Annotated in this window: 23 protein-coding genes; 12 read left to right on the top strand and 11 right to left on the bottom strand. The window is 65.5% G+C overall.

Translation table 11 applies throughout. The annotated features are described in order from the left end of the window. The first annotated feature begins 13 nt into the window (after positions 1 to 13). The 11 genes from gspI to CR103_RS17385 are packed head-to-tail and all read left to right on the top strand — an operon-like array spanning position 14 to position 12,365. Positions 14 to 379, top strand: coding sequence for a type II secretion system minor pseudopilin GspI (gene gspI / locus CR103_RS17435; RefSeq protein ID WP_099917218.1), 366 nt, complete (start codon positions 14 to 16; stop codon positions 377 to 379). After that, a complete protein-coding gene (locus tag CR103_RS17430) occupies positions 376 to 1,044 on the top strand; it encodes a PulJ/GspJ family protein (protein WP_099917213.1) in 669 nt (222 codons plus the stop codon). Before gspI ends, CR103_RS17430 begins: the two co-directional genes overlap by 4 nt. Then, entirely contained in the window at positions 1,041 to 2,006 is a 966-nt protein-coding gene (gene gspK / locus CR103_RS17425; protein ID WP_099917212.1) for a type II secretion system minor pseudopilin GspK, read from the top strand. The genes CR103_RS17430 and gspK overlap by 4 nt, the downstream gene beginning before the upstream one ends. Before the next feature lie 18 nt (positions 2,007 to 2,024). Beyond that, positions 2,025 to 3,239 (top strand): type II secretion system protein GspL, encoded by a 1,215-nt coding sequence (gene gspL / locus CR103_RS17420; protein ID WP_099917211.1) that lies wholly within the window; start codon positions 2,025 to 2,027, stop codon positions 3,237 to 3,239. Then, entirely contained in the window at positions 3,236 to 3,757 is a 522-nt protein-coding gene (locus CR103_RS17415; protein ID WP_099917210.1) for a type II secretion system protein M, read from the top strand. The genes gspL and CR103_RS17415 overlap by 4 nt, the downstream gene beginning before the upstream one ends. Then, positions 3,754 to 4,527, top strand: a complete 774-nt coding sequence (gene gspN / locus CR103_RS17410; RefSeq protein WP_099917209.1) for a type II secretion system protein N — start codon at positions 3,754 to 3,756, stop codon at positions 4,525 to 4,527. The genes CR103_RS17415 and gspN overlap by 4 nt, the downstream gene beginning before the upstream one ends. Continuing rightward, positions 4,527 to 6,800 carry a type II secretion system secretin GspD gene (gspD, locus tag CR103_RS17405; protein WP_099917208.1) on the top strand — a complete coding sequence of 758 codons (2,274 nt, stop codon included), beginning with the start codon at positions 4,527 to 4,529 and terminating at the stop codon, positions 6,798 to 6,800. The genes gspN and gspD overlap by 1 nt, the downstream gene beginning before the upstream one ends. A 16-nt stretch (positions 6,801 to 6,816) precedes the next feature. Then, positions 6,817 to 8,238 (top strand): type II secretion system ATPase GspE, encoded by a 1,422-nt coding sequence (gene gspE / locus CR103_RS17400; protein ID WP_099917207.1) that lies wholly within the window; start codon positions 6,817 to 6,819, stop codon positions 8,236 to 8,238. 7 nt (positions 8,239 to 8,245) lie between these two features. Beyond that, complete coding sequence (gspF, locus tag CR103_RS17395) at positions 8,246 to 9,466, top strand: type II secretion system inner membrane protein GspF (RefSeq protein ID WP_099917206.1); 1,221 nt, start codon at positions 8,246 to 8,248, stop codon at positions 9,464 to 9,466. A gap of 13 nt (positions 9,467 to 9,479) precedes the next feature. Next, on the top strand, positions 9,480 to 10,091 hold the full coding sequence (locus CR103_RS22840; protein WP_180279444.1) for a hypothetical protein: 612 nt from the start codon (positions 9,480 to 9,482) through the stop codon (positions 10,089 to 10,091). Positions 10,092 to 10,109: 18 nt separating this feature from the next. Further along, the gene (locus CR103_RS17385) at positions 10,110 to 12,365 is read left to right on the top strand and encodes a patatin-like phospholipase family protein (protein WP_099917204.1); all 2,256 of its coding nucleotides are present in this window, start codon (positions 10,110 to 10,112) and stop codon (positions 12,363 to 12,365) included. 42 nt (positions 12,366 to 12,407) lie between these two features. On the opposite strand, the gene CR103_RS17380 is transcribed toward CR103_RS17385, so the two are convergent. Further along, positions 12,408 to 13,145, bottom strand: a complete 738-nt coding sequence (locus tag CR103_RS17380; RefSeq protein WP_099917203.1) for a helix-turn-helix domain-containing protein — start codon at positions 13,143 to 13,145, stop codon at positions 12,408 to 12,410. 264 nt (positions 13,146 to 13,409) lie between these two features. Between CR103_RS17380 and CR103_RS17375 the strand changes: the two genes are divergently transcribed. Continuing rightward, positions 13,410 to 13,805: a hypothetical protein gene (locus tag CR103_RS17375; protein WP_099917202.1), complete on the top strand. Its 396-nt coding sequence runs from the start codon at positions 13,410 to 13,412 to the stop codon at positions 13,803 to 13,805. Positions 13,806 to 13,812: 7 nt separating this feature from the next. Here the strand turns inward: CR103_RS17375 and CR103_RS22835 are convergent, their stop codons facing one another. The 10 genes from CR103_RS22835 to CR103_RS17330 all read right to left on the bottom strand — a co-directional run bounded on the left by CR103_RS22835 (position 13,813) and on the right by CR103_RS17330 (position 23,729). Further along, positions 13,813 to 13,977, bottom strand: a complete 165-nt coding sequence (locus CR103_RS22835) for a hypothetical protein (protein ID WP_180279443.1) — start codon at positions 13,975 to 13,977, stop codon at positions 13,813 to 13,815. 19 nt (positions 13,978 to 13,996) lie between these two features. Beyond that, entirely contained in the window at positions 13,997 to 15,337 is a 1,341-nt protein-coding gene (hslU, locus tag CR103_RS17370; RefSeq protein WP_180279442.1) for an ATP-dependent protease ATPase subunit HslU, read from the bottom strand. A gap of 16 nt (positions 15,338 to 15,353) precedes the next feature. Beyond that, positions 15,354 to 15,890 (bottom strand): ATP-dependent protease subunit HslV, encoded by a 537-nt coding sequence (hslV, locus tag CR103_RS17365; protein ID WP_099917201.1) that lies wholly within the window; start codon positions 15,888 to 15,890, stop codon positions 15,354 to 15,356. Between the two features lie 96 nt (positions 15,891 to 15,986). After that, the gene (locus CR103_RS17360; protein WP_099917200.1) at positions 15,987 to 17,327 is read right to left on the bottom strand and encodes an STAS domain-containing protein; all 1,341 of its coding nucleotides are present in this window, start codon (positions 17,325 to 17,327) and stop codon (positions 15,987 to 15,989) included. Between the two features lie 210 nt (positions 17,328 to 17,537). Next, a complete protein-coding gene (gene dksA / locus CR103_RS17355; RefSeq protein ID WP_099917199.1) occupies positions 17,538 to 17,990 on the bottom strand; it encodes an RNA polymerase-binding protein DksA in 453 nt (150 codons plus the stop codon). Between the two features lie 188 nt (positions 17,991 to 18,178). Further along, positions 18,179 to 19,240, bottom strand: coding sequence for a CobW family GTP-binding protein (locus tag CR103_RS17350; protein WP_099917198.1), 1,062 nt, complete (start codon positions 19,238 to 19,240; stop codon positions 18,179 to 18,181). Positions 19,241 to 19,361: 121 nt separating this feature from the next. After that, on the bottom strand, positions 19,362 to 20,327 hold the full coding sequence (locus CR103_RS17345) for a tyrosine recombinase XerC (protein WP_099917197.1): 966 nt from the start codon (positions 20,325 to 20,327) through the stop codon (positions 19,362 to 19,364). 20 nt (positions 20,328 to 20,347) lie between these two features. Further along, on the bottom strand, positions 20,348 to 21,010 hold the full coding sequence (locus CR103_RS17340; protein WP_099917196.1) for a DUF484 family protein: 663 nt from the start codon (positions 21,008 to 21,010) through the stop codon (positions 20,348 to 20,350). Between the two features lie 108 nt (positions 21,011 to 21,118). Further along, the gene (locus CR103_RS17335; protein ID WP_099917195.1) at positions 21,119 to 22,456 is read right to left on the bottom strand and encodes a porin; all 1,338 of its coding nucleotides are present in this window, start codon (positions 22,454 to 22,456) and stop codon (positions 21,119 to 21,121) included. A 232-nt stretch (positions 22,457 to 22,688) separates the two neighbouring features. After that, complete coding sequence (locus CR103_RS17330) at positions 22,689 to 23,729, bottom strand: porin (protein WP_099917194.1); 1,041 nt, start codon at positions 23,727 to 23,729, stop codon at positions 22,689 to 22,691. Positions 23,730 to 23,903 lie beyond the last annotated feature (174 nt).

Here is a 23,903-nt window from a genome sequence, read left to right as displayed (position 1 = left end):
GCTGTCATCGCGCATGCCCGTTAGATCGGCCGGCTTCACCTTGCTTGAAGTGCTGGTGGCGTTGGTCATCGTCGGCACCGCGCTGGGCGCGTCGCTGCGCGCGGTCGGCAGCCTCGCCGCCAACAGCGCCGGCCTGCGCACGTCGATGATGGCGACCTGGTCGGCCGAAAACCGGCTGGTGCAGATCCGCCTGGGCCGCGAGTTTCCCGCCGTCGGCAAGCGCGGCTTCGACTGCCCGCAGGGCGAGCTCAAGCTCAGTTGCGAGGAAGAAGTGCTGGCCAGTCCGAATCCGCTGCTGCGCCGGGTCGAGGTCAGCGTCATCGACAGCGAAAACCGGCGCGTCCTCAAATTGGTCCAACTCGTGATGAGTCCGCAATGAAGTCCGCCATGAAACGCGGCTCGCGCCTGCGCGGCTTTACGCTCGGCTTCACGCTCATCGAGCTGCTGGTGGCGATCAGCATCCTGGCGATGGTTGCGGTGCTCGGCTGGCGCGGGCTGGACGGCATCGTGCGGGCGCGCCTGGCGCTGACCGACCAGATGGAAACGACGCGCGGCATGCAGCTCGCGTTTGCCCAGATGCAAAGCGACTGCGAACACATGGCGGTCGACCGCGACCTGCTCGACCGGCGGCCCTTTCTGCTGGCCGACGACAACCGCATGACCTTGGTGCGCACCAGCTTCATTGAAAACGAACCGATGCGCCTGCAGGTAGTAGCCTACCGCGTGCGCGACGGCATACTGACGCGGCGCGAGTCGATCGGCACGCGCGACTTGCTTCAGCTCGACCTGCTGTGGAAAGCCGCCACCAGCGACGCCGACCCGACGCCCCCGGTGGCGCTGCAGGCTGGCGTCACCGGCATGCTGATTCAAACGTGGGAAAACAACCAGTGGCGCCAGCAGACGCAGACGCAGGGTAACCAACAGCCGCCGCCGGGGACGCCGCCGCCGGTCGTCGACGTTGTGCCGACCGGCCTGCAGGTGGCGCTGCAGGTGCGCCAGTCTGAAACGCCGATGGTCAAGGCCTTTTTGCTGGGGGGCATATGAAATTGAAGGCGAAACTGCTGTCGCGCCAGCGCGGCGTTGCGGTCATCACCGCCTTGCTGTTGACCACCCTGGCGATCACCATCGTCGCCAGCCTGTTCTGGGCCCAGCAGGTGCAAGTGCGGTCGATGGAAAATCAGAGATTGCACCTGCAGACCAAGTGGATCCTGCGCGGCGCGCTCGACTGGGCCGGCCTGGTGTTGCGCCAGGACGGCCGCGACAATGCCTTCACCTCGCTCGACCAGGTGTGGGCGACGCCGCTGGCCGAAACCCGGCTCGACCAGTACATCGAACGCGAACGGGTCGAGGGCGAGGTGTTCGATGCCACCTTGTCGGGCAGCATAATCGACGCCACCTCGCGGTACAATCTGTTTAATTTGGCAAAGCAGCGGCGCCGGGATCCGGCGCAGGTCGCCGTTTTTCAGCGGCTGCTGACCAACCTCAGGCTCGATCCGGCGCTGGCCGACAAGACCGCCATCGCGATCGCTGCCAGCGCGCCGCTACTGCCGACAACGGGCGATTCGCCGCCGGACGTTGCCGTCAAGCCGAGCGACGTGCGGGTCCGCCTGATCCAGCTCGACGACTTGCTGGCGATCCCGGGTTACACGGTGGAGGCGGTCGACAAGTTGCGCGACTTTGTCATCCTGCTGCCGGAAACGACGCCGGTGAACGTGAATACGGCGCCGCCGGAAGTGCTGGCGGCGGTGATCGAAAATTTTTCGCTGGCCGAGGCGAATGCACTGGTGGCGCGGCGCAAGAGCGCGCCTTGGCGCGATGTGGGGCAATTCGGCACCGAACTGAACGGCAAATTGCCGGTCAAGGATGCGGTAGGTGTGGTAAGTAACTATTTCCTGGTGCGCAGCCGGGTGCGGCTGGACCGCGCCGCGCTCGACGCCGAAGCGTTGATCAACCGCGGCACCGATCCGCGCAAGGTCACGACCTTGGTGTGGGTACGGCAAAACTAGAGACGAAAGCGAGACCGTTTGACTACTTTATATATCCGGCTTCCGGCCCGTGTCGACGGTGAAAGCGGCTTGTCGCGCTTCGCGTTGGTGGCCGACAGCGGCGCCGTCGACCGGCAAGGCGAAGGCCTGCTGCGCGGCTTGGGCGACCTGGTGGCGGCCAGCCGGCGCGTGGTGCTGTTGCTGGCCGCCACCGACGTGACCATGCTCCAGGTCAAGGCTCCGCCGCTGTCGGCGGCGCGACTCAAAGCTGCGCTGCCGAGCCTGGTCGAAGAACAGGTGCTGGGCGACCCTGCCGATTGCGTGCTGACGGTAGCGCCGGCCCAGTCCGACGAGGGCTTGCGCAGCGTTGCCGTGGTGCAGCGTGCGTGGCTCGAACCACTGGTGCGGGCGGTGCTGGCGCTTGGCGCGCGGCAGGTAGCGGCGCTGCCGGCCCAGTTGTGCCTGCCGCTGCTGCCTGGCAATGTCAGCGCCTGCGTCAGCCAGTCCGAAATCGTCGTGCGCGACGGCCTCTATTTCGGCCTCGGCCTGGCAATCGCCAGCACGCCGGAAATGGCGCTGCAGACCGCGCGCGAGCTGGCCGGCGACGCCCCGCTGACCTTGTACGTTCCTGGCGAAGAGCTTGCCCAATACCAGGCGCTGGCGGGCGATGCCGGCCCTGGCCTCACGCTCGAAGCGGACGCGTGGCAGCACTGGATCGCCGGCTCGAAGACCACCACGCTCGACCTGGTACCCGGGCTCGGTGCGGCCGGCGCCAGCGCCACCGACTGGCAGCGCTGGCGCTGGCCGATTCGGTTGGCCTTGCTGGCGCTGGTGGTCAACCTGGCGGGCCTCAATTACCAATGGCTGCAGCTCAAGCGCGAGGCTGACGCCTTACGCCAGGCCAACTTGCAAATCTACAAGGCCGCTTTTCCGAAAGACACGGTAATCCAGGACCCGGTGCTGCAAATGCGCGCCAACATTGCCCGCGCCAAGGCGGCCGGCGGTCAGGTCGGGACGGACGAATTCAGCTACCTTGCCGCCGCCTTCGGCGAAGCGGCGCGCGCGCTGCCGCGCCCGGTGGCGGTGGCGTCGCTCGATTATCGGGAACGCGCACTCAGCGTCAAGGTCAAACCGGAGTCGGCCGATCCCGGCGTCGTCGGCACCCTCAGGTCGGCACTGGCCGGACGCGGCCTGGGCTTGACCGAAGCGGCGCCGGCCACCTGGCAGGTTCGCAACACGGGAGCGAAGCCATGAGCGCCGCAAGCAATTTCGCGCAATGGAAGGAAAAGCTGGCAGTGGCGTGGCTGGCGCGCACCGAGCAGGAACGCAAGTACCTCGCGATCGGCGGCGCGCTGGCCGCGCTGGCGCTGGTGTATGGACTGTTCATCGCGCCGGCACTGGCGGCCAAGGCGCGGCTCGAGCAAGAGTTGCCGCAGCTGCGCACCCAGAACGCCCAGCTGCGCAGCATGGCGCTCGAGGCCGGCGAACTGGCGCGCCAGCCGGTGGTGCAGGTCACACCGATGACGCGCGAGTCGCTTACCGCCGGCCTGGCCACGTTGAGCATTACGCCGGCGTCGGTGACCATCACGGGCGAGTATGCGCGCTTGCAGCTAACGGGCGTGTCGTTCGCCAACCTGGTCACCTGGCTAGATGCCCAGCGGCGCGAAAACCGTATCGGGGTACAGGAATCGACCGTCACCGCGCTGGCCGTGGCCGGCCAGGTCGATGCCAGCTTGACTTTGCGCCAGGACAGCGGCGCGGGGGCTCGGTGAAGCGCGCCGTGCTATGGTGTGCGGCGGTCGTGCTGACGGTGGCGCTGACGGTGCTATTGTTTTTTCCAGCAAGCTGGCTGGGGCCAATTGTAGAACGTCAAACGGGCGGGCGTTTGACTCTCGGGGATGCGCAAGGTACGCTGTGGCGCGGTTCGGCCTTTCTGGGCGGGGCGCCGGGAGGCAACGGGGCGGTGACGCCACTGCTGCCTGGCCGTTTCGCCTGGCGCCTGTCGCCGCTGGTGCTGGTCGGCCAAGTCGCGCTTGAACTGGAAAACCCGCTGGCGCTGTCGCAGCCGATCCGGGTCGACGGCAACTGGTCGCAGTGGCAGGTCAGCCCAGCCGAGCTGATGCTGCCGGCCGAGAGGCTGGCCGGGCTTGGGGCGCCGCTCAACACGCTGGCGCCAAGCGGCGTGATGCGGCTGTCGTGGACGGCGCTCGAACTGGTGCGCCAGGAAAATATGGTGGCGGTCAACGGCCGCACGGTGCTGACGATGAGCGACATGGGTTCGCGCATGTCGCCGCTCAAGCCGCTCGGCAGCTACCAGCTGGCGATGGACTGGCAAGGCCAGCAGGCAAAGCTGAACCTGAGCACCTTGCGCGGCGCACTGTTGCTGTCTGGCAGCGGCACCCTCGACCGGGGCCGGATGCAGTTTTCCGGCCAGGCGTCGGCCGCAAATGGATATGAAGAATCGCTGGGCAATCTGCTGAATTTATTGGGCCAGCGCCGAATGGTGGGCGGCAAGAATATTATCGCGTTAGAGTTCAAATAATGAAAAAATCCACAAGCAGCACTTTCCAGGTTCCGGCGCTGCGCCGGCTCGTCGCCGGCGTCATGTTGTGCTGCGCGGCATCCGCGTTGACAATCACCGCGCCAGCGCTGGCGCAGGAGCCGACCGGTTCCGGCGCCGCCCTCAACTTCGTCAACGCCGACATGGAGTCGGTGATCAAGGCGGTTGGGCATTACACCGGCATGACGTTCATCATCGACCCGCGCGTCAAGGGCACGTTGACGCTGGTGTCCGAAAAGACGCTGTCGAAGTCGCAGGCCTTCGCGTTGCTGACGTCGGCGCTGCGGCTGCAGGGTTACGCCGTGGTCACCGGCGACGGCTTCGCCAAGGTGGTGCCGGAAGCGGAAGCGAAGCTGCAAGCCTCGCCAACCCAGGTCGGGGTCGGCGGTGCGCGCGCCAGGGGTGACCAGATCGCCACCCAGATCTTCCGCCTGAGCTACGAATCGGCGGCCAACCTGACCGCCGTGCTGCGCCCGCTGATTTCGCCGAATAACTCGATCATGGCGAACCCGGGCAACAACAGCCTGGTAATCACCGACTACGCCGACAACCTGCGCCGGCTGTCCAAGATCATCGCCGCGCTCGACGCCCCGGTTGGCGGCGACCTCGACGTGGTGCCGGTGCGCTATGCCGTCGCCAGCGACGTCGCCATCATGGTCAGCCGCCTGATGGAGCCGGCCGCCGGCGGCGACTCCGGCCGCGTCTCGGTGCTGGCCGACCCGCGCACCAACTCGGTGGTGGTGCGCGCGCCGTCGGCGGCGCGCGCCAATCTGGCCAGGTCGCTGATCGCCAAGCTCGACCAGCCGACCGCGGAAGCGGGCAACGTCCACGTGGTCTACCTCAAAAACGCCGACGCCACCAAGCTGGCGCAGACCTTGCGCGCGGTGGTGTCGTCCGACACCTCGGCGCCGGCCACCCAGCAAGGCACCCAAGGCGGCTCGGTGCCGTCCGGCACCCAGGGCACCGGTGGCGGCGCCGGCGGTCAGCAGCAGCAGCAGTCCGGCGGCAGCCTCGGCGGCGGCGGCGGCAGCAGCCTGAATGCGCAAAGCCCCGGCCAGACCACGGGCGGGGGCAGCGGCGCGGCCGGCGCCGGCTTCATTCAGGCCGACGTCGCGACCAATACCTTGATCATCACCGCCAGCGAGGCGGTTTACCGCAACCTGCGCGCCGTCATCGACCAGCTCGATGTGCGCCGCGCCCAGGTCTACATCGAGGCGTTGATCGTCGAAGTGGGCGCCAACAAGGCATCCGAATTCGGCGTCCAGTGGCTCACCGCCTCCGGCGACAAGACCAGCGCCTACCGGGTCGGCGCCGTGCAGAACTTCAACGCCACCAGCGGCAACGCACTCGCTGCGCTGGCCGCCGGCGGCGCTTTGCCTGGTCCCGGCATCTCGGTCGGCATATTCCGCCAGATCAACGGCGCGCTGGGGCTGGGCGCGATCGCCCACGCGCTCCAAAACGACCAGAACACCAATGTGCTGTCGACCCCGAACATGCTCACGCTCGACAACGAACTATCGACCATCAAGGTCGGCCAGAACGTGCCGATCATCAGCGGCCAGTTCACCACTGCTGCCGGCGGCGCCAACGCCAACCCGTTCCAGACCATCGATCGGCGCGACGTCGGCATTACCTTGAAGGTGCGCCCGCAGATTTCCGAAGGCGGCACCATCAAGCTGGCGATCTACACCGAGAGCTCCAGTGTCGTCGCCGGCAGCAGGACCGACCCGGCCGGCGTCACCACCAACATCCGCATCATCGAAAACAATGTGATTTCGGACGACGGCCAGATTATCGTGCTGGGTGGCCTGATCACGGACGACGCTGGCGGCGGCGAGGAAAAAGTGCCGGGCCTGGGCGACATCCCGTTCATCGGCAACCTGTTCAAATACCGCTCGCGCACCCGTAACAAGTCCAACCTGATGGTGTTCCTGCGCCCGGTGATCGTGCGCAGCAAGGAAGACAGCAACGCCATCGCGATGGACCGCTACAACTACATGCGCTCGTCCGGCGTCGATGCCCAGCCGCAGCGCTCCGGCGTGCTGCTCAACGAACTGGGCACCCCGGTGCTGCCGGCGCTGACCAACGGCCAGCCGCCGGTCGGCGGTGCGATGGCGGGGGTGCCGCCAAAACCGGCCGTGACGCCGGCACAGGCACGCACGCGCCCGGGCACTGCGGTCCCGCTCACGACCACGACCCCGATCATCACGCCGGCGCCAGAGCAGGCGCCTTTGTACCGGCCGGTGCAGAAATAATGAGGTTGAAACCATCATGAGTAACCTGTTGCCTTATGCCTTCGCGCGCGACTTCGGCGTGCTGGCGCGCACCCAGGACGGCGCCGACGGGCCGGTCGAGGTGTGGATGTCGGGCGCGACGCCGGTTGCGGCGATTGCCGAGGTGTCGCGCCGTTTCGGCCGCATCGCGCTGCGCCGCATGGAGCGCGCCGACCTCGAGGCGGCGATCGCTACCGCCTACGCCGGCGCCGGCGGCGACGCCTCGCAGGTGGTCGACGAATTCGACGCCGACCTCGACTTGACCAAGCTGCTGCAGGATGTACCGGCCATCGAAGACCTGCTCGAATCGTCCGACGACGCGCCGGTAATCCGCATGATCAACGCGCTGCTGACCCAATCCCTGCGCGAAGGGGCGTCCGACATCCACATCGAGCCGTTCGAACAGACGTCGGTGGTGCGCTTTCGCATCGACGGCGCGCTACGCGACGTGGTGCGCCCGCGCAAGGCAATCCATGCCTCGCTCATTTCGCGCATCAAGATCATGTCGCAGCTCGACATCGCCGAAAAACGCCTGCCGCAGGACGGCCGCATCACCCTGCGCGTCGGCGGAAAGCCGGTCGACGTGCGCGTGTCGACCTTGCCGACCGGCCACGGCGAGCGTGCGGTGCTGCGTTTGCTCGACAAGGAAGCCGGCCGCCTCGACCTGTCGCACCTGGGCATGAGCCCCAAGCTGCTGCCGCAGTTCGACCGCATGATCAACCAGCCGCACGGCATTGTGCTGGTGACCGGGCCGACCGGTTCGGGCAAGACCACCACCCTGTACGCCGCGCTGTCGCGCCTGAACGCGTCGACCACCAACATCCTGACGGTCGAAGACCCGATCGAGTACGACCTGGTCGGCGTCGGCCAGACCCAGGTCAACGCCCGCATCGACATGAGTTTTGCCAAGGCGCTGCGGGCGATCCTGCGGCAGGACCCGGACGTCATCATGATCGGCGAGATTCGCGATCTGGAAACGGCGCAGATCGCGGTGCAGGCGTCGCTGACCGGCCACCTGGTGCTGGCCACGCTGCACACCAACGACGCCGCCGCCGCCGTCACCCGCCTGCTCGACATGGGGATCGAACCGTTCCTGCTGTCGTCGTCCCTGCTGGGCGTGATGGCGCAGCGGCTGGTACGCAAACTGTGCGAGAGCTGCAAGCAGCCGGACGGTCCGTACTGGAAAGCGGTCGGCTGCGAAAAATGCGGCCACACCGGCTACCAGGGCCGGGTCGGCGTCTACGAGCTGCTCGAGACGAACGACCAGATCCGCGCCCAGATTCACAACCGCGCCTCCGAAGCCGACATCCGCGTGTCGGGCCAGGCGTCCGGCATGAAGACCATGCGCGAAGACGGCGAGCGCTTCCTGCTCGATGGGACCACCACCCAGGCCGAACTGCTGCGCGTGACCAAGGACTGAGCCCCAGATGCCCGCATTCCGCTATGAAGCCGTCGACGCCGGCGGCGCCACCCGCAAGGGCGTCGTCAACGCCGACAACCCGCGTTCAGCGCGCGCCGACCTGCGCAGCCAGGGATTGACGCCGCTGGCGGTCGATGCCATCACTGCCCAGCTCGACGCTGCTGGGGTTGCCAAGAGCCGCGGCTTCGGCGAGCGCTTGTCGCAGGTCGAGCTGGCGCTGTTCACCCGCCAGCTGGCCAGCCTGCTCGAAGCCGGGCTGCCGCTCGAGCAGGCATTTACCGCCTTGCTCGAACAGGCCGAGCGTCCCTACGTGCGCGACCTGGTCGCCTCGATCCGTTCCGAAGTGATGGGCGGCGCCTCGTTCTCCGGCGCACTGTCGCGCCATCCGCGCGATTTTGCCGAAATTTATCGGGCGCTGGTCGCCTCGGGCGAACAGATCGGCCAGCTCGCGCGAGTGCTCTCGCGCCTGGCCGACTACATCGAACGCAGCAACGCGCTGGTGCAGAAGGTGCGGCTGGCGTTTATCTACCCCGGCATCGTCACCGTGGTGGCGTTCGCCATCGTCATCTTCCTGCTCACCTACGTGGTGCCGCAGATCGTTTCGGTGTTCGCCAACACCAAGCAGAAGCTGCCGCTGCTCACCACCATGATGCTGGCGGTGTCGAACTTTACCCGCGCCTATGGCATTTACGTCGCTTTGATCGCCATTGGCGCTTTCTTTGCCTGGCGCCGCGCGCTGAAAAACCCCGTACTCAAGCGGCGTTTTCACTCCTGGCTGCTGACCGCTCCGGTGTACGGCAAGTTCGAGCGCAGCATGAACACCGCGCGCTTCGCCAGCACGCTGGCGATCACCACCGGTTCGGGCGTGCCGATCCTGCGCGCGCTCGAGACCAGCCGCGACACGCTGTCGAACGTGGCGATGAAGGAGCTGGTCGAAGAAGCCAGCGCCAGCGTGCGCGAAGGCGTCAGCCTGGCGCGCGCGCTGTCGGCGCAAAAGCACTTCCCGCCGATGCTGGTGCACATGATCCGCGCCGGCGAAATCACCGGCGAGCTGCCGGCCATGTTAGACCGCGCCGCCAGCGCGCAGCAGGCCGACCTCGAACGGCGCGCGCTGACGATTGCCGGTCTGCTCGAGCCGGCCCTGATCCTGGCGATGGGCGTGGTGGTCCTGCTGATTGTGCTGGCAGTGCTGATGCCGATTATTGAAATCAACCAGCTGGTGCGGTAACTGAAGGAAGTCGATGAAGCGTTTGCCCCTCTTGTTGAGTTTTTTTGCCCTGGTCGCGCTGACCGCCTCGATCACTTATTGGGTGATGCAGTGGATGCGTCCGCCGCTGCGCGACCAGGCCGCGGTGGCCGCTGCTGCCTCCCCGCCACCGGCACTCGATGCCGCCGCCACGCTGTTCGGCGGCCAGGCCTCGGCCGCGGTGGTCACCAGCTACCAGTTGACCGGCGTGGTCGTGGCCGGGCGTGAAAGCGTCGCCATCATTGTCGCCGACGGCGCCGTGCCGAAAGCCCTTAAGCTGGGCAAGGAAGTGGTGTCCGGCGTCACGGTGCAGGAAGTCCATCCGCGTTACGTGATGCTGTCCGACAGCGGCGTCCTCAAGCGCATTGAACTGGCGGTCGACAATCGGGCCGGCGCCGCCGCAGCCGATTCGTCGCAGCCAGGCCAGCAGCAGTTCCAGGCTCAGCAACAGCAACAGCAACAGCAACAGCAACAGCAACAGCAACAGCAACAGCAACAGCAACAGCAACAGCAACAACCGCTGCCGGTCGGGGTGCCGCCGCCACCGCCGATGCCGGCGCCGCTGCGCGGCCAGGCTCCCAACGGCGGCCCGGCCCAGCTCCAGTAAACCGGCGCCGCGCAATCGATGCCCGCACCCGCCGCCCTTGCTCTGCTCTACGCCGCCGCGCTGCAGTTGGCGCTTGCGGCGGGCGCAGCGGCCGCACAGGCCGCCGCTTCCGCTCCCCCTGACCCTGACCCTGCACCGCTTGCCGCCAGGCCGCGCATTGCGCTGGTGCTGTCAGGCGGCGGCGCGCGCGGCTTTGCTCACATCGGCGTGCTGCGCGTACTGCGCGAACTGCGCGTACCGGTCGACCTGGTGGTCGGCACCAGCATGGGCAGCGTGGTCGGCGGCGCGTATGCGGCCGGCGCCTCGGTGGCCGACCTCGAGCGGATGGCGCGTGGCACCGACTGGGAGCAGGTGGTGGCCGACCGCCCGGCCCGCGACGAGCTGGCGTTCCGCCGCCGCGAGGAAGACGTGCTGCTGCCGTCGCGCATCGAGTTCGGCGTCCACCGCGACGGTCTTGCCCTGCCGCCTTCGGCCGCCGGCAACGCCGCGCTCGAGCAGGCGCTTGGACGGCTGCTGCCGGCCGGTACCCGCGATCTGCCGGTCAGTGCGCTGGCGCTGCCGTTTCGTTCCGTCGCGTCCGACCTGCTGACGGGCGAACCGGTGGAGCTGGTCGATACCCCGCTGTTTCTGGCGATGCGCGCCTCGCTGGCGGTGCCGGGCGTGTTCGCGCCGGTTCGGGTCGAGCGCCGGCTCGTCGTCGATGGCGGCCTGGTGCGCAACCTGCCGGTCAGCACCGCCCACGCGATGGGCGCCGACATCGTCATCGCCGTCAATGTCGGCACCCGGCTGGCGCCCGAGAAGGAGCTTGGCAGCGCGTTAGGGGTGGCCCAGCAGATGCTCAACATCCTGACCGAGCAGAACGTCCAGCGCTCGCTCAAGGAACTGCAGCCGCAGGACATCATGATCGCGCCCGACCTGGGCACCATCAGCTTTCTCGATTTCGGCCACGTGCAGGAGGCGATCGACGCCGGCGCGCGCGCCGCGCGCGCGCTGGCGGCACAGCTGATGCCGCTGTCGCTGGCAAGAGCCGAATATGCGGTGTTCGAAAATCGCCGGCTGGCGCCGCCCGCGCTGGCCGACCTTGCCCTACCGCTGGCGCGCGTCGAGGTGCGCAGCAACGGCCGCATCAATCCGGCGGCGCTGGCGATCCAGTCGGGCCTGACGGAGGGCAAGGACGCCACCATGGCGCAGGTGCGGCGCGGCGCCGACACGCTGTACGGCCGCGGCGACCTGGCGCGCGTCGAGACCGACATCAACGACGCCGACGGCAAGCGCACAGTACTGATCCGCGCCACCGAGGCGCCCTGGGCCCGCAGCCGGCTGCGCGTTGGCCTCGAGCTGGCCAGCGACTTCGACGAAGCCAACAGCTTCGCGTTAAAACTGATGTACGTCGGCACCGCGATCAACCGCTGGGGCGCCGAACTGCGCCTGGTTGCCGGCATCGGCGGCAAGCGCGACTTCGGCGCCCAGTTCTGGCAGCCGCTCGGCCCCGGATCGCCATGGTATGTGGCGCCGTCGCTGCAGTACGGCTCGTCGTCGGGTGACATTTTCGCAGACGGGCGCCGGCTGCAACGGCTTGGCTACAACGTGCGTAGCGCCAGCTTTGTACTGGGCCGCGAACTGGGCAACTGGGGCGACCTGCAGGCCGGCCTCACGCGCCGCAACGCCAGCAGCCGCTTGGTGGTGCCGGAACAGCTTGATACCGTCACCGACCATGCCTACGACAGCACCGAGTTCCTGCGCTACCGGATCGACACCCTCGATTCGCTCGGTTTTCCAAGCCGCGGCGTGCTGCTCGACGCCGTGCTCGAGCGCTCGCCGAGCGGCGGCGACAACGGCAGGTCGCTGGCGCGCTCGTCGGTGATCGGCATGGCTGCCGTGCACACCGAGAACTGGGCCGGCCACCTGTACGGCGAATGGGCACGCGCCCGCAGCGGCGCGGCGCCGCTCAGCCTGGGCGGATTCCTGCGCCTGTCCGGCACCGCGGCAGCCTCGCTGCAGGGCCGCTCCATTGTCTTTTCCCGCCTCGTACTGGCGCGCCGCATCGGCGCCTTGCCGGTGACTTTAGGAGGCACCGTGCGCGCCGGCTTCTCGCTCGAAGCCGGCGGCGGCTTCGACCAGGACGAGCCGCTGGCGCGCCAGCGCAACACGTTCAAGCAGGCCGGCAGCGGCTTCTTGTCGGTCGACACCCGCTTCGGCCCGCTCTACCTCGGTGCCGGCGCCACGCGCGACGGCAACCGCACCTTGTATTTGTTTCTCGGGCCGATCTGGTAAAGGATGATTGCCGGTTGATTGCTCATGTAGTGCGCGGACGATTCAAGCCTGGCGCCGCATCTCGGTGAATGCCGCAAACTCCCACGACCGAAAGCCCAGCAACAGCGTAAAACCGTCGCGCTCGAGGGCCGGCAGGCGGCGGTCGCCCTGGTGCAGGCGGGCCAGTTCGGCGGCCAGTTGCTGGATCTTTTGCAGCAGTTCGCGTGCGCTCGGCAGCGACAGCCGCGCTGGCAGGCACATCAGGGTTTCGCCGGGACCGTCGAAGCGGCCGCCGAAATAGTCGGCCACCACGTGCTCGCGCACGTACTGCTGCACCGGGCCGTCGGCAAGCCAGTGGAAGGCGTTCGACACGCGCAGGCTGTAGCGGTTCAGGGGTTTCAGTTCGATCACGCCCAGGCGGTCGAGCTCGGCCAGAAAACCAATGCATTCCGGCTCGCTGATGGCGTACGTCTCGATCACCTGTTCCAACGTCCAGTGGCCCATGCAGCAGATCGCCACCAGCAGCAGCTTGGGTTTCGCGATCAGCGCTTTTTCCTGCACCGCGGTAAGGGTGTCGGCGTGCGGCTGGACGTCGGCGGCGCGGCGCAGCACGTCTTCCATGGCGATGCCGCTGGCGCTGCAGATCTGCGCCAGCCGCGACAGCGCCATGTCCTTCTGGCCAAACATACGCTTGACGCTCGACTCGCTCATGCCGATGCGCTCGGCCAATGCCTTGTAAGTGATCGAGGCGGCGCGCAACTCGGCGCGCAGCACCTGCAATACCAGCTCGGGTGAGCTCATGGATGTCCTTGAAAAAAATCGAAATGTATCGCAATACGGTACCGAATGTACAGGCTAACAGTGCTTTGCACAAGTCAGTGGCAACTGGCGGCGGATCGGCGGACACTCGCTACATGGCCTGATCGCGGGTGTCCTTTTTGGACACCCGCTGGCGGCCCCAAACTCTCTCCCGATCGCAGCGCCCGCTGGCAGCTTATCCATCTATTAAGATAAAGCACGATGACGAACCATCTTCCCCGGTGCATTTGTAGTGCCGTTGCTTTGATGGCAGCGCAAGCCTGCTTTGCGCAGGAAGAACCGACCGCGAAAGGCGTGGCTGGCCTCGAACAGGCCAAGCGCGAAGCGGTTGAAGCGGACCGCGCAATGCGCGCCGCAGCGCCGCCGGAGGCGAAGAAAGAGCCTGCCCTGAGCGCTGGCGAATCGGCCCTGGATCGTTTCGACAAGGCGGCCGACGCCGCTTTCATCGACCGCTCCAACACCCGTGTCGTCGACCAATACCGGTCAAGCGACGGTGTCGTCATCGAACGCATTACCTACGGCGGGAAAAGTGACTGCGTTACCAGCAGCACGGTCAACTACGTGCCCGGCATCCTGCACGACAGCAGCCGCGCGCGTAAAGTGACCTGCCCGCCGGCGAGCGCCGGCTGGGTGCGCAAATAACGCTTGCTCAGTCTTTTGGCGCCAGCTTGGCCTTGGCCAGCGCCCGTTTGTCGGATTGGCGCTGGGCGGTGGCGCCTTTCGTGTGCGGCCCGGCGGCGCGCAGCTTGGCCGCCACCGCCACCGGGTTGCGCGGCTTGCCGAAGCGCTGCGACGGTTCGATTTTCACCTGCATCTTTGCCCCTCTCCGCGCCCTACAGCACGTAGCGCGACAGATCTTCGTTTTCGGCCAGTTTGTCGAGCCGCTCGTTGACGTAGGCGGCGTCGATCGCCACCACCTGGCCACCCGATTCGCTGGCGGTAAAGGACACTTCCTCGAGCAGCTTTTCCATGACCGTATAGAGTCGGCGCGCGCCGATGTTTTCGGTGCGCTCGTTGACGGCGAAGGCGATTTCGGCCAGCCGCGTAATGCCTTCCGGGGCGAACGCGATCTTGACGTTTTCGGTCGCCAGCAGCGCCTCGTACTGGGCGGTGAGGCAGGCGTCGGTGGCGGTGAGGATGCATTCGAAGTCGGCGATGGAGAGCGATTCGAGCTCCACGCGGATCGGGAAGCGGCCCTGCAGCTCCGGTATCAGGTCGGACGGCTTGGCCAGGTGAAAAGCGCCGGACGCGATGAACAGGATATGGTCGGTCTTGATCATGCCGTACTTGGTGTTGACGGTGGTGCCTTCGACCAGCGGCAGCAGGTCGCGCTGCACGCCGGCACGCGAAACGTCGGCGCCGCCGTGCTCCGAGCGCGAGGCGATCTTGTCGATCTCGTCGAGGAAGACGATGCCGTTCTGTTCGACGTTGGCGATGGCCTTTTGCTTCATTTCGTCTTCGTTGATCAGTTTGCCGGCTTCCTCGTCGACCAGGATCTTCATCGCATCCTTGATCTTCATCTTGCGCGGCTTCTTGCGGGCGCCGCCGATGCCGGAAAACATGCTCTTGATCTGTTCGGTCATCTCTTCCATGCCGGGCGGCGCCATGATTTCCATCTGCGGGCCGGCGTCGGACACTTCGATTTCGACCTCGCGCTCGTCGAGGGCGCCTTCGCGCAGCCGCTTCCTGAAGGTCTGGCGGGTACTGTCGCCTTCCTTCGCCTCATTCGCGGCGGCAGCTACATTGAAACCGAAGTCGCGCGATGGCGGCACCAGGATGTCGATGATGCGGTTTTCAGCGGCGTCCTCGGCCTTCTCGCGCACCTGCTTCATTTCGCTGGCGCGCGTCTGCTTGATGCCGATGTCGATCAGGTCGCGGATAATGGTGTCGACGTCGCGCCCGACGTAGCCGACCTCGGTGAATTTGGTCGCTTCGATCTTGATGAACGGCGCGTCGGCCAGCCTGGCCAGGCGGCGCGCGATTTCGGTCTTGCCGACCCCGGTGGGGCCGATCATCAAAATATTCTTCGGCGTGATCTCGTGGCGCAGCGGCTCGGCCACTTGCTGGCGGCGCCAGCGGTTGCGCAGCGCGATGGCGACTGCCCGCTTGGCCTTGGCCTGGCCGACCACGTGCTTGTCCAATTCCGCAACGATTTCCAGGGGTGTCATGTTCATGGTGGGTTCCGCGCGCCTAGTTGAGCGTTTCGATGATGTGGGACATATTGGTATAAATGCACAGCTGGCCGGCGATGGTCAGCGACTTCTTGACGATCTCGGCAGGGGTGAGCTCGGTGTTTTCCTGTAGTGCCAGCGCGGCCGATTGCGCATAGATGCCGCCGGAGCCGATGGCGCCGACGCCGCCTTCAGGCTCGAGCACGTCGCCGTTACCCGTGATCACCAGCGTCGATTCGCCGTCCGCCACCAGCAGCATCGCCTCGAGCCGGCGCAGCACGCGGTCGGTGCGCCAGTCCTTGGCCAGTTCGACCGAGGCGCGCAGCAGGTTGCCTTGGTGTTTTTCGAGCTTGCCTTCGAAGCGGTCGAGCAGGGTGAAGGCGTCGGCGGTGCCGCCGGCGAAACCGACCAGTACCTTGCCTTGATACAAGGTACGTACCTTGCGGGCCGTGCCCTTCATGACGATGTTGCCCAGCGTTACCTGGCCGTCGCCGCCCAGCGCGACTTGCTTGCCGCGCCGCACGCATAAGATTGTAGTGCCGTGAAATTGTTCCATGTTCGCCTCGTAATGTCTTCGCTACAAACAATGGGGATGCCGCGCGAAATTGCAAGACAGGCTATGCCGGCGGCGAAGGCGGTTCAGTAGTTCTGTTCAATACTTGTGCGGGAACAGGCGCGCCGCCTCGCCGTAGCCCATCAGCCTGAACAGGGCGGCGACCAGGTGATTGACGTCGCGCAGTTCGATGATCTTGCCGGCCGCAGCCAGCGCGCGCAGGCGCACGAGCCAGGCGGCGGCGGCGTTGTAATCAATGCGCGCCAGCCGCGAACAGTCGAGCACCAGTGGCTGGTATTGGGCGGCGTAGTCGTCGATGGCGTCGAACAGCCTGGCGGCGGGGCCGTCGATCAGGGCCGGCAGCATGAAGCGGTCCGAGCGCGACGGCGCGCGCGCGCTGGCGGCGTTGGCGACATTGGCGACATTGGCCGGCGCCTCGAACGACGGCGGCGACAGCTCGTAGGTGACGCAGTAGTCCATCGCCGTCTCTTCGAAGTCTTTCTCGCGGTTCATCAGTTGCAACAGTTCGAGCAGTAACAGCCATGGCGCCTCGGAAGCGTCGCGCTGGCCGATGGCGATGGTGGCGCGCACGGTCTCGGCCAGCTCGGCGGCACCGGCGACGATCAGCTCGCGCCCGCCCCCGCGTAGCAAGCTCAGCGCCGCCAGCAAGCGCGCACAGCCCTCGGGCGTGACGTCCGTGACACGGCCGAATTCGAGCCGGGTGGCCGGACTGCCGGCGGCCAATTCGAGCAGGCGCTGCAGCTGCGGCGCGATGGCGGCGTCGAGCAACGGGCCGAACGACTCGGTAGGGGTGACGCCGGCGAAGGTGTTAACCAAGCCGGCGTGCGGCAGCGGGTTCCAGCTCGGCGGCGAGGTTTCGAAGCGGCTGGCGTAGTCGATCGCCACGTTGTCGAATGCGTCCTGCGCGCCGCTGCCCTGATATAGGTCGAACAGCATCCACCACACGTTGCGGTCACTCTGGCCAACGCCAGCCAGGCTGTCGACCAGCATCTGCTCGGCCAGCTGCAGCTGGGCGTTGGCGAACAGGATGGCGATTTCCTCGATCACGGGCGCCGTTTGCGGCGCGCTGGCGGCATCCGGCATGGCGTCGTCGGCCAGCAGCTCGGTGGTGGCCAGTTCGAGCACCGGCCACGTGTCGGCGCCGGCCGCGTTGGCCTCGATCTGGACGTTGGTGCGGGGGCGGCGCGGCTGGCTGCCCCAGGCCGGTTCGGGCTCGTTGAAGATGTCGAACGCCATCGCCGATTCGATGGCGTCGATCTTGGCGGCGGTGGCGCGCGCGATCTCGCGCTGGCGCCCGCGTTCGGCCTCATGCTCGAGGCCGAGGCGCGACGGCTCACCGCCGCGCAGCCGGGAGTTGGCAGCAGCCGCAGCGGGGTCCGGCGGTGCGTCTTTCTTCTTGAGGAAAGAGAAAATACCCAAGTCAATTCCTGGTTGCGATTGCGGCGAGATTCACGACGTTAGCACGCCGCCGACGCGGCACTGGCGCGCACGCGTGCGCTGCGTCAAACTCCTGCGCGGCGCTGTAGTGTATTCCATGGGCAAGCTTTCCGCGCGCACGGCAGGGTTCGGAAAACAAAAAAGCATGCGGGAAAGGCGCATGCTTTTTCGGGGTGCCGGTGCCTGGGCCGCCTAGTCGCCGTACAGCTTCTGCTTGAGCTCGCGGCGTTGCTGCGCTTCGAGCGACAGCGTGGCGGTCGGGCGGGCGATCAGGCGCGGGATGCCGATCGGCTCGCCCGTTTCCTCGCACCAGCCGTAGTCGCCGCCATCGATCGCCGCGATTGACTGCTGGACTTTTTTCAGCAGCTTGCGCTCGCGGTCGCGCGTGCGCAGTTCAAGCGCATGCTCTTCCTCGATGGTGGCGCGGTCGGCCGGATCGGGCACCAGCACGGTTTCGCGCAGGTGCTCGGTGGTCTCGCCGGCGTTTTTCAACAGGTCTTTTTCAAGCTGCTGCAAACGCGCCTTGAAAAACGCCAGCTGGGCCGCGTTCATGTAGTCTTTCTCATTCATCGCCCGGATTTCATCTTCGGAAATGAGACGGGTTTCAGTGGTCGCGGCGGTGGGGGATTTCGTTGTTTTAATCATGACTTCGCTTACCTTCGATACGACAGAGGTTTCATTTTATCAGCTAACTCGGCCGCGCCAAGCGACCCCTCAAGGGACGTTGCGGGCGAGATCACTACCTTGACGGCCTGCTGTACTACCGCCATTTTTACTGACTACCGCCGACGCGATGCACGTCACTCAGGCGTGCATCGTAAAACCGGGATAGTTTATACCAAACATTGCTCCAATCCGCGGATAAAGATATCTTTTGGTAAATTTTTGCCAATAAAAACCATTTTGCTGCGACGTTCCTCGGTTTCGCCCCATTTGGCGCCAAGGTCGCTTCCCATGATTTGATGCACGCCCTGAAACACCACCTTGCGCTCGGCACCTTCCATCAGCAGCACCCCCTTGTAGCGCAGCATGCGCGGGCCGAACACGTTGACCAGGCCGGCGAGGAACTGGTCGAGCCGGGCCGGATCGAATGCGCGCTCACTTTTAAATACGAAGGCGGCAATATCGTCGCTGTGGTGGCTGTGGTGGTGGTTATTTTGATCGTGACCGGCGTGATCACACGCTTCGGTGTGTACGTGTTCGTGTTCGTCGTCGTGATTGTGGCCGCTTGCCTCGGCTTCGGTCAGGAACGCCGGGTCGATGTCGAGCTTGTCGTTCAAATTGAAGCCGCGCAGGTCGAGCACCTCGGCCAGCGGGGCGCGGCCGAAGTCCGAGCGGCTGATCGGCGCGCGCGGGTTGATGCGTTTCAAGCGCGCCATCAAGGCGTCGAGTTGGGCAGGCTCGACCAGGTCGGTCTTGGAAATGAGGATCTTGTCGGCGAAGCCGACCTGGCGCTGGGCTTCCTCGTGCTCGTCGAGCTGCATCATCGCGTGGCGTGCGTCGACGACGGTGACAACCGCGTCGAGCAGGTAGTAAGAACCGACTTCCTCGTCGACGAAAAAGGTCTGCGCCACCGGCCCCGGATTGGCCAGGCCCGTCGTTTCGATGACGATGCGGTCAAAGGCGATCTCGCCGGCGTCGCGTTTTTGCGCCAGCTTTGCCAGCGCCACGATCAGGTCGCCGCGCACGGTGCAGCAGATGCAGCCATTGTTCATCTCGACGATCTGCTCGTCGCTGTGCTGGACCAGGATGTCGTTGTCGATGTTTTCCTGGCCGAACTCGTTCTCGATGACGGCAATTTTTAGCCCGTGATCCTCTTGCAGGATGCGCTTGAGCAGCGTGGTTTTGCCGGCGCCGAGAAAGCCAGTCAGGATAGTGCTTGGGATCAATGCCATGTCAAACCTTGCGCGAGTGCCGCGATGCGGCTGAAAATAATCGAGCGATTATGCCGGATTTCCTTAATTGCTTCCAACCAGACGGCAAATGCTTGATGTGCGTCATGTTGTCAGGCTTGCTTTATTTTGCCTTCGCCCGCGGATGGGCCTGGTCGTAGACGGCTGCCAGGTGCTGAAAGTCGAGCGCGGTGTAGACCTGGGTCGAGGTGATACTGGCGTGGCCGAGCATTTCCTGCACCGCCCGCAGGTCGCCCGACGACTGCAGCACGTGCGAGGCGAACGAGTGGCGCAGCACGTGCGGGTGGACCTTGACGGCGGTGCCGGCCTTGGCGGCGTGGGCCGCCAAGCGCAGCTGGACGACGCGTGGCGACACCCGGGTGGCGCGCTGACTTAAAAACAGCGCGTTGCCGCCGTCGGCCGCGCCTGGCCGCACCGCCAGCCAGGCCTGCAGTGCCGCCAGCGCGTGGCTGCCGACCGGCACCCGCCGCATCTTGTTGCCCTTGCCGGTGACCAGCACTTCGCCGGCAGCGAGGTCGAGCCAGCCGAGCGGGGCGCGCGCGCTGCCCGGTTGGCTCAACGTCGCGGCTGGCTTGACGTAGCCGACGTCGAGGCCGGCCAGCTCGGACACCCGCAGCCCGCTCGAATACATCAGTTCGAACATCGCGCGGTTGCACAGTTCGAACGGCTGCGGATGGTCGCGCAAGGCGGCGCCGCTGGATACCAGATGCACCGCGTCGTCGACCGACAACGCCTTCGGCAAGGTTTTGGGGCGGCGCGGCGCGCGCACGCCATCGACCGGGTTGGCCGCCAGCGGCAACTGCTGCGACAGCCAGTCGAAAAAGCCGCGCCAGCTCGACAGCTTGCGGGCGATCGAGCGCGCACCCAGTCCGCGTCCGTGCAAGGTGGCGGCGAAGCGGCGGATGTCGGCGTGGACAATCGCTTGCCACGAAGGGGCACCGGCCAGCGCGTCGAGCTCCTGCAGGTCGCGGCGATAGGCGTCGATGGTCAGCGGCGACAACTGGCGCTGGGTCGCCAGCTGCTCGAGGTAGCGCGCCAGCCACGCGTGCCGGGCGGCGCTCTCACTCATCGTCACGCGCGTAAAGCCCGTCAGGCGCGCAGCGCGGCCAGCGCCGCGCTGGCGGTCTCGCCGATGTGGATCAGGAAGTCGGTTGCCATGTCGGCTTCGAAACGGGCCGGGTCGGCCGAACCGAGGATCAAGAGGCCGAAGGCGGCGCCGCCGCTGCGCAGCGGCAAGATCACGGTCGATTGGACGGCGCCGGCGTCACCGAGCCAGCGCACCGCTTCGAAGTCGTGGTTGCTGCCGCAATAGGGCGCCAGCAAGCTGTTGGCGAAGATGCGGGCATCTTCCGATACGTCTTGCGCAAACCAGGCGTCGTCATGGCCGGGCGCCAGGTCCCACAGGCGCAACGTTGCCTGCGGCACGCCGAACTGGGCGCACAGGCCGTCGACCAGCGCGCGCGGCAGGTCGGCGCCATGGCGCGCCTGCAGCAGCGCCTGGTTCCAGCCGTGGAATTTTTCGGCAATTGCGCCGTTCTTCTGCGCCAGGCGCGTCAAATTGCCCAGCTGCAATTCCAGCGCCTGGTACTTGGCGCGCATGACTTCCATCTGGCGCTCCTGCAGCGAGACGGTCTTGCCGGTCAGCGGGCTCGACAGCTTGACCTGGCCCAGCAAGGTCGCATGTCGGGCGAAAAACTGCGGATTGTCGGCCAAAAAATGGGCAACGGCGGCGGAATCCAGGTTGTCGGTCATTAATGTCTTTGCGTGGAAATGATTTGAGTGCAATTCTAACCGACCGGGGTCCCATTTCCGGCATAAAAAAAGACGCCCGAAGGCGTCTTGCCGCGGGGCGGGAATTGATCAGAAACGGTGACGAATGCCGACCTGGACCGCGCGGGCGTTCGAGCCTGGAACCTTGGCGAAGCCGCCTGGCGAGCCAGCCGCGCCAGGGATGAACTGACCTTCGTTCTTGTTGTTGATCTGCGCGACAACAGTGTAGATGTCGGTGCGCTTCGACAGGTTGTAGTCGTAGCCCAGCGCGAACAGGTTGGCGTCGCTGTCGGAATTGCTGCGGTCGTTCTGGTGCGCGACCGACGCCATGACGCGGCCGGCGCCGACCCGGTAGTGCAGGCCGACCTGGTAGCTGGCGGCGTCAAGCTGCGTGTTGGCGCCGATATTGTTCAGGAACACAGTGCGCATTCCGGCAGCCAGTACAGGAGCGAGAGGGCCGGCCGGCACCAGCTGAGCGGCAATTCCCGGAGCGATCTGGGCATTGTAGCCGGCGGTGTAGTCGGCCAGCAGCACCGAGTTGCGGTTGCGCTGGTCGTGGTAGCCGGCAAAGAACTTGAACTCGCCCATGGTATAGGAGCCGCCGATCGTGCTGGTCACCAGGCTGGTTCTGTCGGACTGGTCGTAGCCGCGGTTGTGGGCGACGCCGACGTCGAAGCCGTTGGCCTTGTAGGTCGCGGCGGCGCCGTAGAACTTGTTGTAGCGGTTCAGGTAGCCGGAACCCTTGGTGCCGTACATCAGTGAGCCGCCCAGGCCGGCCGGGGTGGCGATCCGGTACTGGATCGATTTCGACGAACGGATTTCAACGCCCAGGTTGGTGAAGCCGGCGGTGCCGCCGGTGATGCCGCCCCAGGCGCCGGCGGTGCCGCTTTCGAAGACGTCGGATGCGGCGAACACTTCGTAGCCAGGGGTGTACATGCGGCCCATCAAGAACGCGCCGAACGGGGTGATCAAGCCAACCATCGAGGTGCGGTCGAACAGCGCGCCTTCAGCATTGACGGCAGCCGAGCCCTTGACCTGGAAACCGCCGCGAATGCTCTGCAATACGCCGGCCGACAGGGCGCCGCCGAGCGGGCCGAGCGGCGCGAGGACGCTGTTGAAGCCGGCGCCCATGCCGCGCGTCAGGAACAAGCCTTGTTCGTCGGACAGCAGGGTCGGCTTCTGCGAGCCGCTGTCGAGTTCGACGCGCGCCTCGAGATTGAAGATCGCCTTGAAGCCGCCGCCGATGTCTTCGGAACCCTTGAAGCCAAGCCGCGAACCATCGGCGATACCGCTGACCACGCGCAGGGTCTGGCCGCTTTGCTTCATCAGGCCGGCGTCGGCGATACCGTAGATCGTGACGCTGGACTGGGCCATGACAGGTGCGGCAAAACAAGTAGCGATGACTGCGGCGAGGAATTTTGTTTTCATTGCATCTCCAAGGATATAATTTTATGAAAAACGAACGCGCGTACTAATCCGTTCACATCAATATGCCATCGTTCTTTGGTGTTGTACAGAAAGGCGGGGCATATGGCGGTGTAAAGTTGCGTAAAAGTCACAAACGCCTGAGCCAGTGCCCAGACGTATCAAGGGCGGTGATGGTTGCCCATCCCCGCCCTTGTCGATTCACAGTGAAGCAGGGGAAACCCCCTGCGTCAGCTTAGAAAGCGTGGTTGACGCCCAGCGCGTAGATATTCTGAGTCTGTGGAACCTGAACGCCGCCTTTTTTACGCGATGCATCTGCGTACAGGTAGGTACGCTTCGACAGGCTGTACTCGTAGCCCACCGACAATTGCTTGGTCTTGGCGACGCCATCCGGGCTCTTCTGGCCATAACCGGCCAGGATCTTGCCTGGGCCCATGGTGTAGTTCGCACCCAGGACCCATGCCTTGGTCAGCGGGTTGATTGCGCGCGTGTGGTCCTGGTTCTGACGCTGATACGACGCCATCAGTTTCAGTTCAGGCGTAGCGAAGATCGACGCGGCGATCGACCACAGGCGGGTCTCGACAGCGTTGCGCTCGGTTGCCAGCATCGCGGCAATCGGGCCGTTCTTGTAGGTGGTCGCGATCGAGTACGGGTTGGCCGATGCTTCGGAACCAGGCGCGTATTGTGCAGGAGTGCCGACAGGGTTGCGGCCCTGGATGGCGGCGCCGCCGTTGGCTTCTTTGGTGCCGACGGTCGCGTTGACCTGGAAGCCAGCGAATTCAGGCGAGTTGTAGAACAGCGCGTTCGAGAAACGGTTGAGCGAACTACCGGCTGGGTTCAACGGTTCCGAGGTGTAACCGGCAATTTGCAGGTCGGTCTGGAAGCCGGCAGGCGTTGGCAGGCCGTGGAATGGCTCGAACGCGGTGCTCGTCTCTTGGAACGCGGTCAGGCCGCGGCCCAGGCGAACCATACCGAAGTCGCCTTGCAGGCCGACGCGGCTCTGGCCCTGGAACAATGGGCGGGTGACGCTTTCCAGCGTGCCGGTGTCCGGCTCGTAACGAACTTCCAGTTGAAACAGCGCTTTCAGGCCGTTGCCCAGCTCTTCAGTACCTTTGAAACCCAATGTGTTGTTGGCGCGCTTGCCGACGTTCAGGGTCTGGTTCGTACGCTTGATGACGCCAGCGTCAACGGTACCGTAGATCTGAACTGCGGTTTGAGCTTGTGCAACACCGGCGAAGGCGCCCAGAAGTGTCAGAGCCAAAAGTGATTTTTTCATGTATCAATCCTTAAAAAGTAAATCGGTAGAATCCGTAGAGCATTGAGTTATTTGAATTTCTGAACGCTCGGATGTAGTGAACCTTAATTGCTTGTTACCTCAAGCATGGCGTGTTGGTTAATTATGAGGGTTCACCTTGGTTGAAAGCCAATAATTCGAGTTGTGCTGTTGTAT

This window comes from Massilia psychrophila, assembly GCF_002760665.1.
Lineage (GTDB): Bacteria > Pseudomonadota > Gammaproteobacteria > Burkholderiales > Burkholderiaceae_D > JAFCUW01.
The sequence above is the reverse complement of the archived record's forward strand: the minus strand, read 5'-3'. Positions and strand labels throughout refer to the sequence as shown.

What these genes read in the sequence shown, in the direction of transcription:
- gspF (WP_099917206.1), top strand. Translation starts at nt 8,246, where the DNA reads ATGCCCGCATTCCGCTATGAAGCCGTCGACGCCGGCGGCGCCACCCGC.
- CR103_RS17335 (WP_099917195.1), bottom strand. Translation starts at nt 22,456, where the DNA reads ATGAAAACAAAATTCCTCGCCGCAGTCATCGCTACTTGTTTTGCCGCA.
- CR103_RS17415 (WP_099917210.1), top strand. Translation starts at nt 3,236, where the DNA reads ATGAGCGCCGCAAGCAATTTCGCGCAATGGAAGGAAAAGCTGGCAGTG.
- gspD (WP_099917208.1), top strand. Translation starts at nt 4,527, where the DNA reads ATGAAAAAATCCACAAGCAGCACTTTCCAGGTTCCGGCGCTGCGCCGG.
- CR103_RS17385 (WP_099917204.1), top strand. Translation starts at nt 10,110, where the DNA reads ATGCCCGCACCCGCCGCCCTTGCTCTGCTCTACGCCGCCGCGCTGCAG.
- CR103_RS17430 (WP_099917213.1), top strand. Translation starts at nt 376, where the DNA reads ATGAAGTCCGCCATGAAACGCGGCTCGCGCCTGCGCGGCTTTACGCTC.
- hslU (WP_180279442.1), bottom strand. Translation starts at nt 15,337, where the DNA reads ATGAACATGACACCCCTGGAAATCGTTGCGGAATTGGACAAGCACGTG.
- CR103_RS22835 (WP_180279443.1), bottom strand. Translation starts at nt 13,977, where the DNA reads ATGCAGGTGAAAATCGAACCGTCGCAGCGCTTCGGCAAGCCGCGCAAC.
- hslV (WP_099917201.1), bottom strand. Translation starts at nt 15,890, where the DNA reads ATGGAACAATTTCACGGCACTACAATCTTATGCGTGCGGCGCGGCAAG.
- gspK (WP_099917212.1), top strand. Translation starts at nt 1,041, where the DNA reads ATGAAATTGAAGGCGAAACTGCTGTCGCGCCAGCGCGGCGTTGCGGTC.
- CR103_RS17380 (WP_099917203.1), bottom strand. Translation starts at nt 13,145, where the DNA reads ATGAGCTCACCCGAGCTGGTATTGCAGGTGCTGCGCGCCGAGTTGCGC.
- gspI (WP_099917218.1), top strand. Translation starts at nt 14, where the DNA reads ATGCCCGTTAGATCGGCCGGCTTCACCTTGCTTGAAGTGCTGGTGGCG.
- CR103_RS22840 (WP_180279444.1), top strand. Translation starts at nt 9,480, where the DNA reads ATGAAGCGTTTGCCCCTCTTGTTGAGTTTTTTTGCCCTGGTCGCGCTG.
- CR103_RS17345 (WP_099917197.1), bottom strand. Translation starts at nt 20,327, where the DNA reads ATGAGTGAGAGCGCCGCCCGGCACGCGTGGCTGGCGCGCTACCTCGAG.
- CR103_RS17350 (WP_099917198.1), bottom strand. Translation starts at nt 19,240, where the DNA reads ATGGCATTGATCCCAAGCACTATCCTGACTGGCTTTCTCGGCGCCGGC.
- dksA (WP_099917199.1), bottom strand. Translation starts at nt 17,990, where the DNA reads ATGATTAAAACAACGAAATCCCCCACCGCCGCGACCACTGAAACCCGT.
- CR103_RS17375 (WP_099917202.1), top strand. Translation starts at nt 13,410, where the DNA reads ATGGCAGCGCAAGCCTGCTTTGCGCAGGAAGAACCGACCGCGAAAGGC.
- CR103_RS17330 (WP_099917194.1), bottom strand. Translation starts at nt 23,729, where the DNA reads ATGAAAAAATCACTTTTGGCTCTGACACTTCTGGGCGCCTTCGCCGGT.
- CR103_RS17340 (WP_099917196.1), bottom strand. Translation starts at nt 21,010, where the DNA reads ATGACCGACAACCTGGATTCCGCCGCCGTTGCCCATTTTTTGGCCGAC.
- gspE (WP_099917207.1), top strand. Translation starts at nt 6,817, where the DNA reads ATGAGTAACCTGTTGCCTTATGCCTTCGCGCGCGACTTCGGCGTGCTG.